Below are 11,913 nucleotides of genomic sequence, written 5' to 3'. Positions count from 1 at the left end.
TTGCTTATACTTCGCCCCGAAAATCCTTCCCGCAAACTGCGGGACAGGCTATTTAGCTAAGGCTAAACTCCGGTTTTCGTGCCTCGTCTAACCAAAAAATTGTTAGTTTTCGACTAGAAGACAAAAGTCCCAACACGCTCTAAAATGATGCATCTGAGGGGCTGTGTAAACGCGCTTACTCTTCTTCCTCTACCAACCGCTGATTATAGCGGGCTACCGACCGGGCGAACTCCAGAAAATACTTATGGGCTGGAGTAAACCGGAAGGTTTGGTCATCCAGTTTATCAATAATGCGCCGGCGTTGCAGGCGGTTGTAGAAATTGCGGCGGGCCTGAGCATCCTGCAGATTAGTGGTGGCATCCAACACTTCCCGGAAGGAGGACAACTCAAACATCTGCTCTACCTGTTCGAATTCGAGGGTGTGAAAAGACAACTGCTCCAGTAAATTATAGCCCTCCCGGTCAAGTTCGTAGCAAAGCACCCCCAGAAAAATGCACACATCGCGGGAAAGGGGGTCACTATCGCGCCCGCTCTGCAAAAAGGCATACTCGCTTTGGTACTGCAGGGATAGCCCGAAGGACTCCTGAAAGAAAGCCTGGTAGAAATCGACATGCTGCTTCAACGTCATAAAGGCAGGGTCGCCTTCCAGCAAAAAGCGGCCGTCTACCAGAAGGGCTTCCACCACATCCTGATGTCCTTCAGGAAAGGTCATATTGCGCTCGGCAGGTGTCTGGATATTCATACGGGAACTGTTTTTTGAGCCGTCTCTCCCTGAGCCTTCAAATGGACTTCCATAACAGGCAGGTCAAAGACGGCGGACTCAATCTGTAGCTGTATGCGGCCTTCGCCAAATTCAGCATCATACGTATCAGCTTCTTCAAAAAGCAGGCTGCCAATTTTGAGGAAGCGCTCGGTGCTCGGCATAGCTTCGTGGGCTTCCATCATCTCATAGCACCATTCAAAGTAGTTGCTAACGGGCACTGCAGCCTGCAGGGATTGCTGGTAAAGCCGCCGGTTGAAATACACCTGCCGGGTATTGACCGGGGTGGTCTCTTCATCCTTGAGGACGATATCGGCCGGGCGGCGCTCAAACTGCTGCAGGAATAGCTCCAGCCCCACACCAACGTTACTGCCGGTGAGGGTAAACAGCCGGCGGGCGGGCATCACCGGAACTTCGTGCAAAAACGGCCGCTCCAAAAAGTAAAGCCAGCCACTAAGGATTTCCGACTCGGTCTGAAGCCGCTCAATCAGGGGCAGCAACTCCCGCGTCACCACGTGCGACTGCCGGAGGATGCGCACTTCTGCATCCCTAAGGAGTTCATGCAGGCGCTCGAAGCGTTGCCGGATACCCGTGTGCGGGTGGTTGAAGCGCTCCACGTTCACATAGGCAGATACCTGATTCAGCAAATTGGTAATGGATTGCTTTTTCTGGACGTTCAGGATTCGGTTGAGCGGCTCGATGTAATATTCGATCAGGTGGCGGGCCCGCCGCACCCGCTCACTGTATGGTATTTCCCCTTTGTTAGCCTTCAGGTACTGACTGTTGCGCAGCAGCTGGCTGGTATTGCTTTCCACGTTCTCCAAAAACTCTTGCAATTCCTCGTAGAATGCATCGAGGCGCTCGGCCAGGATCAGGATATCTTCATCCCGAAAGGCCTGAATCCCTTTGAACAACTCCTGGAATGCCTGCCGGTATTTGGTCAGTTCTTCGGGGAGTAACGGTTTGAACTCATTGAGCAGGAAAGCCAGAAATGTACGTACCGGCTCGTTGATCCGGAAGCCATTGGGCTGACTGACGACAAGCTTATAATCCAGCATCCGCTTGACAATCACGTCGGCTTTATCAGCCGTGATTTCCTCAAAGAGCTCCCGGTTGATGACACTATGCTCCAGTTGCAGGCGGTAGAGCGTACGGAACAGCCCGAAGTTGTCTTCGAGAAATCGGAGGGCCTTATCCGGTTCTGCTTTTAAGATCATGCTATACCGCTTGCGCTACTTGAATGACGTGTTTTTGCTCGTCTACCACCAATTGCCCGCTGGGCTGCCGCTGAATGAGCAGGTACTGGTCGAAGCCGTCCACAATATCCGGGGCGGCAAAAATGGGGTAAAAGTGGTGCTCTTTGCAGAACTCCACCAGTTGTGGCCGGTTCTTCCCATCGATGGTGGCGATCTCATCAATAAACAAGACCACCCGGTTGTCCGGGCTCCGCTGCGACAACCGGCTGATGACCGCCATGACGATAATGAGGCGCAGCATGCGGTCGGTGCCATCAGATTCCACCTGCCGGCCCAGGTTGACGGAGCGGACTTTACCGTTGATGGAAAGCCGCAGCTGCAGGTTAAACAAGTCACTGAAGGCGATAGCCTGCCCTTTTTCGAGGTACTCCCGCAGGATATCCAGCCGCTTGGCGGTGTGGTCGGGCATGCGGAAGAGGCCATCGGTGGTCAGGGAAAGCTCGGCAATGGCACGCAGGTCGTCCTGCAGGCGCTCGTTGGGCTCAAGCAGTACGTTCAGCGACTCCAGGTTGGAAATCTGTATTTCGCCCAGGGTGCGGTTGAACTCGTGGTGCACGAAGGCTTTGAACTCTTCGTAAGCATCAAGGAAGCGCTGAGCCGGGTTGGCAAACTGCACCGCGATGCTTTCCAGGAGGCTTTCAATACTTTGCTGCTTATCGGCAACGGACAGCATTTCCTGCTCCAATTGCAGGACGAACTGCTGCTCGTCGGCCAGGTCAAACTGGGTCTTATCCTTGAGTTGCTGGAAGAGGCGTTGCCGGGCTTCCCGTTTTTGGACAATCTCCTTGCGCAGTTGTTTGACTTGAGCAAAGAGCTGCCGGATAGCCTCCGGGGTGCGCACCATCTCCTGAGCACTGGGCTCCATCGTGGGCAAGTTCATTTCTTCGATCTCCCGCTGATCGCGCTCGAGGTCACGGGTAGACTGCTCAATGTTCAGGACTTCTTCCTGTAGTTGCCGGACCGCACTTTGCCGGCGCTGCAGGTCTTCCTGCACCGTCCGGTATTCCTGCTCCAGTATTTTAAGCTGCTTCTCCTGTTTGCGGATAGCCTGCTGCTCGTTTTTGAGCTCGTTTTTGATTTCGGGCAAGGTCCTGACCTGCCGCAAGGCCTCCTCCAGCCTTTGGCGTTCTGCTCTTGCAGCTTCCAGCTGGGCTTTGAGCTCGGCACTGTTCCGTGCGGTGTCCATCAACTGCGCATAGCGGTCCCGCTCCTGCTGTAGTTCTGCGACCTCCTCTGCCAGTTGCTCAGGATTGCTAACCTCTTGCAGCACAAAGTCCTCAGGCAGCTCAATTTGCCCATCGAAAAGCTCGATGAGGCGGGTGGCCTTCGTGACTGGCTTTTTGATTTGTGATTGGGGCAAACGAGCGATATCGGGGTGCAGGATGCTGTTGAGCAGCCGGCGGTGCGTATCCTCTTTTGCCAGATGAGCGACAAGCCAGTCGTTGATATCTGTCTGTTGGGCAACTTTACGCTGAATTTGCTGGTCCAGGCGGTCAATTCGGCGCTGTAGCTGATCGGTAGGCTGGGAGGCATGTGCGGCATACTGCTGCAGCCGGAACCAAAGCTGCTCCACCTGGCTTTGCTGGTTCTGCAGCTGCTGCTCCAACAGGCTTTCGGCTGGCAATTCCAGCGCTTCTTTTTGTTGTTGTTCAAGGCGGGCTGCCGCTTCTTTCAGCTGGCGCAGCTCATAGTCGAGCCGCCCTTTTTGCTGATTGATGCGGTCATTCTCTACGCTTTTAGCCGCTAGCTCGGCTTCCAGTGTTTCAATTTCCTGTTTCTTGCGGTGCCGTTGTTCCATGAGTACTGCCCGCCGCAGGTTGGCACTGGCGAAAAAAGTGGCGGCTTGCTGGCAGAGCAGCTCGTAGTGGGCCTCCACCTCCCCTACCAGGTTTTTGAACTGGCTAAACTCTGTCTCAATATTTTTGAGGACAGCCAACTGCTGGCTTTGGTACCGCAACCGGTCGATCTGTTGAATATTTTGCCGGCTATAGCTCAGCTCATCCTGATCGCGGCTATCTGCAATCAGCAGGATGTCCTTCAGTGCCCGGTTATCAATCAGTTTGGAATTGATGAGGTAGCGGTAGACCTTATTGAAGCTGTTGTAGGTACCGCTTATTTTGCACTTATCGGTCAGCCATACCACTGCATCATTGCGGTCGCCCACCTGGTAAATATGCTTGAGGATTTCCTGCACCTGATCGACCTTTTTCACCTTGGCTCCGGCTTTTACGACCGTGCGCATGAGTTCTTTATAACTGCGCAGGTGCTGCCCGTCGGCTTGCTCTTCAAAGAAGTCGCTCCTTTGGTAGGAATGGTCAATACGGGTGTAAAGCACCTCGTTGTCAGCATTGCGGTGTACCAGCATACAGTAGCGCCGGTCCCGCTTTTTCACCTCAAAGAGGATGAAGCTCCGCTCCGGGCTCGGGAAATAGTGGGCCAGGGTTTCTTTGTCTGCTGTACGTTGCCCGCTGAAGTTCATCAGTCGCTTATTGACCAGGAACAGGAAATTGAGGGCATAGATGAGCGAACTCTTGCCTACGTTATTAGGGCCTACCAATTGCAGGGAATGGCCGTGTTCGAATCCGACCTCCGCCATTTTGTAGGCACAGGAGTTAATGAGTACGAGTTTGGTCAGCATAGCCGACAAAGATAAAAAAACGAGACTAAGTTACCCCTACAACACTTTCATGAGGGTTCGAAAGGCAACGAACTTACCTTTGTAGCGATCCTGATGGTCCTTTTGCAAGAGGTAGGCGTATTGCTCCTGGTACAGTTGGTAGGTTGTCATGTTCGGGCACAGGTACTGTATGCTGTAGGTGAACCCATCCGCCTCATCGGTGCCCAGAAGGCGGGAGATTCGGTGCTCGATGAACATACCGGTCTCCATGACCGCAGGGATATGTACCCGCCGCATCCAGCGAAGCCAGTCTTCGTGTATAGCGTGGTCTACCTTGACCGTTACGTTGTAGAGGATTTTGCTCATGCTGATTTTTTAAATGAAGAGGCGCAGGCTCTTACTCTCCGAATATTTCTGCCAATTTAGCTTCGAGTGCGGGCCCGCGAAGTTTATTTGCAATGACCTGCCCTTCGGCATCGATCAGCACCGTGTGCGGGATAGAACGGACGCCATACAGTTGGGCGACTTCATTTTGCCAGCCTTTCAGGTCACTCACGTGGGGCCAGGTCAGGCTGTCTGCTTCTATAGCCTTCAGCCATTTATCGCGGTTGCTGTCCAGGCTGATGCCCAGGATTTCAAAGCCCTTGTCTTTATACTTTTCATAGACTTTCACCACATTCGGGTTTTCGCGCCGGCAGGGGCCACACCAACTTGCCCAGAAATCCAGCAAAACGACTTTGCCTCTGAAATCGGCAAGGCTCAGCTCAGCTCCATCCGGCTTAGCCTGTGAGAAGCTTGGTGCGGTACCTCCTTCCAGCAGTGCCTTCATTTGTTCGATCTGTGCATACATACTGGCGGCAGCGTCCGGGTCCTTTTCTTTATAAGCCTCAATAAATGCCCTGGCAAAATAGGTGAAGCTTTGACCGTTCTTTTGCTTCAAAGCCGAGACCACACCTGAAAGGGCAAGCTTATGCACCGGTGTGCCCGGTTCCATGCCCGATATCGCCTGTTCGATGAACTGCTGCTGCCGCTCGGCGCTGATGCCGATGCTGGCCAGGGTGTTGGCATATTCCTTAAAGCCTTCGAAGACCCAGGGCAACTTCCCATATACAGGCTCGGAAAAATCAGCCAGCCCAAAGTACTCTTTAGCAAAGTATTCAATCTCATTGCCATACCCTTCGCCATGGTTGTGGTAACTCAGGTAAGTATTCAGGCGCACGATCGGGCCAAACAGAGGATGCTGTTTTTCCGCTTTCCGGAGCAGATCAAGTTTTTTTTCGTCCAATGCTTTCATATCGGCTACTACTGTTGCCCGGCTGGCACTGTCCCGCTTAGACTGATAGCGGCGTATCAGGCCCACACCTTCCTGCTTCAGGGCGTTCATCTCTGTCTTGAGTACACGGTAGTTGGCGTTTAGCGGAGAGTCGCTAACCTTAGCCGCACTGATTTTAAGGCAATTGCCGGTGAGCCGCACCGTATCTTCCTCCCCTAAAAGAATGGGAGTCATGTTGCTGGGGCTGGTACCGATGTAGAAAAACGCAGCGTCCTGCTTCGGCAGCCCGATCTGATACCGGTCATCATTGACTTCGGTTATAGCTTGTACCGGATAGAACTGACTGCCATCAAACTGCAACAGGGACAAAGGCTCCTGGCAGCCCGTCAGGTTCACTTCTACAACTGCTTCCTGGGCTATGGTGACGGAAACCGCCGCCCACAGTACGAATAATGGGATGAGTAACTTATACATGGTGTTCTGTCTTTTTGCGTCCAATTTTGAAAATACCCCCACTTTGATCAATGCAGTAGACAAGGAGCAGGTGATAGGAACCGAAAGCGCCGTGCTTCCCACTTATCGTGATTTGTGGTTGCCCCAAAAATTGTCGAAGTGCTAAAAATACAAAAGGTGAAGCATCTCACCACTTCACCTTTTGCCCGAACATTAGTTCAGTCGGATTTCATCTTCATTCTCGTCGTAAAACTTGTACTTCGTCAAGTGAAAGTCATTATTAGCCTGAATGCGTACCCACTTGTAGAAATTCATATACCAGCGCATCTGTACGCTTGGCAACCCTTTTTTGAGGTAGGCCTCAATGAACGGGTGGACCAGCAACTTCACTTTTGATTTCGGGCGGGACTGTACGATGAAGTTCAGGTCGCGCTCAATCTCGTCGTAAATGAGCAGGGATGCATTGATTTTGCCGGTTCCGTTACAGGTGGGGCATACTTCTGAGGTACTGATATTGACCTCCGGCCGTACCCGCTGACGGGTAATCTGCATGAGCCCGAATTTACTCAACGGCAAAATGGTATGCTGTGCGCGGTCCTTCTTCATAAACTGCCGCATGGCTTTGATCAGGTCTCTGCGCTGCTCCGCCTTGCGCATATCGATGAAGTCGATAATAATAATGCCCCCGATATCGCGCAAGCGCAACTGACGGGCAATTTCTTCTGCAGCCTCCAGGTTGACCCTCATAACGGTATCTTCCTGTTTGGAGCTCCCCATTTTATGGCCACTATTCACATCCACCACGTGCATAGCTTCGGTATGCTCGATCACGAGGTAAGCGCCGCTGGGCATCGTAGCGGTTTTCCCAAAGGAAGCCTTAATTTGCTTCGTAATACCGTGTGTATCAAAGATCGGCTTATTCGACCGGTGCAGGTTGACGATTTTGACTTGTTCCGGCGAGATGTTTTCCAGGTATCCTCTGATATTCTGGTACATCTGCTTGTCATTGACCACGATACGGTTGAAGGAGTCCGTAAGTACATCCCGGAGGATACTCGAGGTCTTATCCAGTTCGCTCAGCAGTTTTAGTGGTGGTTTGGCCTTGTGCAGCTGCTTGTGGATGTCTTCCCAGCTCTGCATGATCTGAATGATCTCTTCGTGGAGGTCAGCCACTTTCTTACCCTCCGCTGCCGTGCGCACGATCACGCCAAAGTTCTTCGGCCGGATGCTTTCCACGAGCAAATGCAAGCGTTTACGCTCCTCAGCGTTAGCTATTTTTTTGGAAACGGCAACCACGTTTGAGAATGGTGTCAAAACGATGTAACGACCCGGCAGGGTCAGTTCGCAGCTCAGGCGTGGCCCTTTGGTGGAAATGGGCTCTTTGAGCACCTGCACCAGAATAGGCTGTTTTTTGCCGACCACCTGATCCACTTTACCGGTCTTAATAATCTCCGGCTCCATCTTGAAGTTGTCGAGGGTATGGGTATTGACCCCACCCGACATCGCGCCGTTGGTAAACTTAAGGAGCGATTTGAGCTTGGGACCCAGGTCGGTATAGTGCAGAAAAGCGTCCTTAGGGTGCCCGATATCTACAAAGGCAGCATTAAGGCCAGGCATAAGGCGTTTGACACGCCCTACAAAAATGTCCCCTACGGTAAAATTGTCGTTGGTTTTCTGGTAGTGTATCTCTACTAGCTTGCCATTTTCAAGCAACGCAATTTGAACCTCCGTGGGGGTGGAATTGATAATGAGTTCTTTTTCCACGGTTTTTTTTTTGGGCTCCTGCCAAAGTGACCAAGGCTCATATTGTACCCAAACGGGAGCAATTGACCGGTCACAGGCGGAAGTCAAAGATAAATTCGGTATCAGCAGTTAAGCGAGATACGAACAGCAGTGGAAAAGAACCGTTGAAGAGGCCACTACAGGCGCTGCAAAGACTTGTTTTAGAAATTGAAGTCTGCAGCACCAACGGGCTACTATATAGTAAGTTATTGTCTGCTCTGACAGGAAGGAAGCTGCTTTCTTTTCTTTTATGAGCCTGATTTAGAGGCTAATTCTTTATTACTTTCAACGCGCGCAGTCAGCGCCGTGAGGTTCTTTACAGCTTTCAATAATCCGATTGTGCAGGCTCTACGGCAGCCACTCAATTGATGCGGGCCTACCATGAAGTCGTCACAAACCTGTCAAAGAAGTCTTTATCTTTCTTCTTTCAACACCCCTTAACCGGAGGTATTGATCTGAAATGGATCAGCGGTTAACAGCTGAATAGGGTATGAGGTTGTGGATCACGTATCCTTTTGGAGAAAACGAGCCACGGCTTTCATACGGCATAGCTGATGTACGATACCACGCCTAAACATGCCGCTTCCGGGAATGGGAATGAACCCCAGCCCCGGAAGCTACCGAAAATCACTTACTTGTTCTTCTTCTTATGGCGATTCTTGCGCAAACGTTTTTTGCGTTTGTGCGTTGCGATCTTATGTCTTTTTCTCTTCTTTCCACAAGGCATAATCAGAGTCCTTTTAAAAATGAATAAATCAAAGTATGAAAATAGTTACTGTCTCAGCTGCCGGCACTGCTCAGCAAACACCGTGGCTTGCTCAGCGTTTCCAGCGCCTTCGTAGGCTTGAGCCAGTAAACAGATGGTTGTCGCATTTTGCGGGTCAGCATCTAAGGCCGCTTCCAGTCGCATAACAGCATTCTCGAACTGTCCGGTACGAATAGATAGACGACCAAGTGCATTAAGTACTAAAACGTTGTTCGGTTCCTCTTGGTTGAGTGTCCTGAGCATTAATACCCCTTTCATGGGGTTGTCCTGCGGAGGGTTATTCGTGTAAGTCAGTGCTAAATTAACCCGGTTAGCTACGTTGTCCGGGCTCAGGGAAATGGCATTCTCAAAGGCCTGTATTGCCCTACCTGTACAAAACGCCTTGATCCGGTCGTCGGTTGTTCGTTGGGTACAAATGGAATACGTAGTTCCGGCAATAGACCAACTGCCCTCGGTATTTTCCACCTCAGCAACTTGCTGTGCATAGTAGCCTGCAATGGAGAAACGTTGCAATTGGTACCATTCTCCGGACAATTCCTTATAAAGCACTACCCGGTTGCTGTCCTCAAGAGTGGACTCTAAGTCCTGCTCTAACCCCAGGATCAGCGAACTTTGTGCGGGCTTGAGTGCTGCTTTTGCTTCCTCAATTACCGAATTAATATCTGTACTTTCAACGGACAGAGCTCTGGACGTTTCCAGGCTTGCGATATCTTCCGGCTTTCGGTCACAGCCCAGGTAAAGCAGCAAAAACAGCGCTGTAGCCCCTGCAATAACCGACCACTGAAGCTTTGTCATACTGCTAACAGTTATTTCGAATCCTCCTCCGGCAAAGAATCTACATTCTCTTTGACCTGTTCCACAAAAACTTTTGCAGGCTTGAATGAAGGAATGTAATGCTCAGGAATTTCTATGGCTATGTTTTTCTTGATATGGCGTCCAATTTTCTTAGCGCGCTTTTTAATCACGAAAGAGCCAAAGCCTCGGATATATACGTTTTCACCCTCGGAAAGACTACCTTTCACTTCTTTGAAGAAAGTCTCCAAGGTAACCAATACGTCTACTTTAGGCACACCTGTTTTTTCTGAAATCGCTGCAACCAAATCAGCTTTTCTCATCGTTAGTTCTTGGTTTATAGTCAGTTATAACAATCCTTGTTTTTCAAAACGAAGGGCAAAGTTCGGTATTTATTTTTTTAATCGAAAATAAATGTTTAGTTTATTTTTACTTTTTTTGCTTCGCGCTCAACTGGTTACAGCAAAAAAACGACTTTTCCATTCCTTTCTTTATCTTTGCGCATTGCAAAACTCCGGCTGTACTAGCCTGCCTTCCGGGCTAAGCGCTTTCTGGGGTTTTGGTTACCGGTCTGCCCATACGGGCTCGCCTGCCTGCCTTGTGGCAAGCAGGCAGGTGCTAGAGGCAAACTGCATTTTTATGATTATCCTTCGTTTCGAAAACCCTCATCCGTGCAGGCTCCGGTTTTCGCACCTCCTTTAATCAAAAAAGTGTTAGCTTTCGCCTCAAAGACCACAACCCCAGGCAGGCTCTTAGCAACCTAAAATAAGTTATATGCTGCTATCGATGACAGGTTACGGCCGCGCGTCGCACCCTTTTAAGGATAAGACCATTAATGTAGAACTCCGTTCTCTTAATAGTAAGTACACGGATATCCGGGCTAAAATCCCACAAAATTACCGCGAAAAAGAACACGACCTGCGGAAGATCATTTCTGACCGCGTTCACCGTGGAAAAATTGAAGTCAGTATTGATGTCGTCTCCGCTAGCGGAGACGAAGAATTTAGCCTCAACGAAGCGCTCTTCCGGAAGTACCACCGGGAGCTCAGCCGGCTCTCTTCCGAGCTCAACATCCCGGACGGCGATATGCTGCAGGCGATTCTCCGCTTACCTTCTGTCGTAGCTACCGCTGCCGATAGCATTGACGAAAAAGAGTGGGCTGCCGTGAAAGAAGCGCTTGACTTGGCTGTTGAGAAGTTCACCGCCTTCCGAACCGCAGAAGGCAACGCTTTGAAAGGCGACCTGCAACTCAGAGTTGACAATATCGCGCACCTCCTCCATCAGCTCAACCCCGAAGAGGAAGAGCGGGTGACCAAGCTGCGGCAGCGCATGCGGCAAAGCCTGGAGGAGCACCTCGGTAAGGATAAAGTGGATGATAGCCGCTTTGAACAGGAAATCCTCTTCTATCTGGAAAAAATCGACATTACCGAGGAAAAGGTACGCCTGGAACAACACTGCAAATATTTCATTGAAGAGCTTAACAAACCCCAACCCCTCAAAGGCCGTAAGCTGAGCTTTATCAGCCAGGAGATGGGGCGCGAGATCAACACGATGGGCGCAAAAGCTTATTCGTCCTCTATTCAAAAGCTCGTTGTTGAAATGAAAGATGAATTGGAGAAGGTAAAAGAACAAGTGGCGAACACCGTATGAGTAAGCTTTTTTTATTTGCAGCACCTTCGGGGGCCGGCAAAACCACGATCGTCCGGCATCTCCTGAATCACTATGAAGATTTGTCCTTTTCCATTTCGGCAACCACCCGCCCCAAACGCCCGCACGAAACGGATGGGAAGGACTACTACTTCCTGGCGCCTGACACCTTCAAAACGCTGGTTAAAAACGGTGGCTTTGTAGAATGGGAGGAGGTCTATGAAGGCCTTTTCTATGGTACCCTCAAACGAGAAGTTGAACGGCTCTGGGGCGAGGGCAAACATATTGTCTTCGATATTGATGTCAAAGGGGCTGTCAATATCAAGCAGGCCTACCCCAATGAAGCCATCGCGATATTCGTGAAGCCGCCCTCTATGGATGCCTTGCGCAACCGCCTTACGGCCCGTGGGACTGAAGACGAAGCCAATCTGAAAAAACGGCTGGACCGCGCTGAAGAGGAATTGAGCTACGAAAGCCGGTTTGACATCGTGCTCGTCAATGACAACCTGCAGGAAGCGCTTACCGCAGCAGAACAAATTATTGAAGACGCAATAAAGCCTGCCTGAA

10 protein-coding genes are annotated in these 11,913 nt (G+C 50.8%); 2 read left to right on the top strand and 8 right to left on the bottom strand.

Going from position 1 to position 11,913, the window contains the following annotated elements:
* Positions 1-175: 175 nt before the first annotated feature.
* The 8 genes from RIC19_RS22405 to RIC19_RS22370 form a co-directional block, all read right to left on the bottom strand.
* Positions 176-742, bottom strand: coding sequence for a condensin complex protein MksE (locus RIC19_RS22405; protein WP_350180606.1), 567 nt, complete (start codon positions 740-742; stop codon positions 176-178).
* Positions 739-1,977 carry a hypothetical protein gene (locus RIC19_RS22400; RefSeq protein WP_350180605.1) on the bottom strand — a complete coding sequence of 413 codons (1,239 nt, stop codon included), beginning with the start codon at positions 1,975-1,977 and terminating at the stop codon, positions 739-741. The genes RIC19_RS22405 and RIC19_RS22400 overlap by 4 nt, the downstream gene beginning before the upstream one ends.
* A 1-nt stretch (position 1,978) precedes the next feature.
* Positions 1,979-4,654, bottom strand: a complete 2,676-nt coding sequence (locus RIC19_RS22395; protein WP_350180604.1) for an ATP-binding protein — start codon at positions 4,652-4,654, stop codon at positions 1,979-1,981.
* A gap of 36 nt (positions 4,655-4,690) precedes the next feature.
* Positions 4,691-4,999 carry a DUF4286 family protein gene (locus RIC19_RS22390; RefSeq protein ID WP_350180603.1) on the bottom strand — a complete coding sequence of 103 codons (309 nt, stop codon included), beginning with the start codon at positions 4,997-4,999 and terminating at the stop codon, positions 4,691-4,693.
* Positions 5,000-5,030: 31 nt separating this feature from the next.
* Positions 5,031-6,380 (bottom strand): TlpA family protein disulfide reductase, encoded by a 1,350-nt coding sequence (locus RIC19_RS22385; protein ID WP_350180602.1) that lies wholly within the window; start codon positions 6,378-6,380, stop codon positions 5,031-5,033.
* A gap of 192 nt (positions 6,381-6,572) precedes the next feature.
* Positions 6,573-8,123: an Rne/Rng family ribonuclease gene (locus tag RIC19_RS22380; protein WP_350180601.1), complete on the bottom strand. Its 1,551-nt coding sequence runs from the start codon at positions 8,121-8,123 to the stop codon at positions 6,573-6,575.
* 790 nt (positions 8,124-8,913) lie between these two features.
* Positions 8,914-9,702: a tetratricopeptide repeat protein gene (locus RIC19_RS22375; protein WP_350180600.1), complete on the bottom strand. Its 789-nt coding sequence runs from the start codon at positions 9,700-9,702 to the stop codon at positions 8,914-8,916.
* Positions 9,703-9,713: 11 nt separating this feature from the next.
* A complete protein-coding gene (locus RIC19_RS22370) occupies positions 9,714-10,022 on the bottom strand; it encodes an HU family DNA-binding protein (RefSeq protein WP_350180599.1) in 309 nt (102 codons plus the stop codon).
* Between the two features lie 451 nt (positions 10,023-10,473).
* Here RIC19_RS22370 and RIC19_RS22365 point away from each other — a divergent pair, with 451 nt between their 5' ends.
* Together RIC19_RS22365 and gmk are read left to right on the top strand one after the other, a co-directional pair.
* Positions 10,474-11,349: a YicC/YloC family endoribonuclease gene (locus RIC19_RS22365; protein ID WP_350180598.1), complete on the top strand. Its 876-nt coding sequence runs from the start codon at positions 10,474-10,476 to the stop codon at positions 11,347-11,349.
* Positions 11,346-11,912: a guanylate kinase gene (gmk, locus tag RIC19_RS22360; RefSeq protein ID WP_350180597.1), complete on the top strand. Its 567-nt coding sequence runs from the start codon at positions 11,346-11,348 to the stop codon at positions 11,910-11,912. The genes RIC19_RS22365 and gmk overlap by 4 nt, the downstream gene beginning before the upstream one ends.
* The last annotated feature ends 1 nt before the right edge of the window (position 11,913 follow it).

This window comes from Phaeodactylibacter sp., from assembly GCF_040219495.1.
Classification (GTDB): Bacteria; Bacteroidota; Bacteroidia; order Chitinophagales; family Saprospiraceae; genus Phaeodactylibacter.
This window is presented reverse-complemented; position numbering and strand designations above follow the sequence as displayed.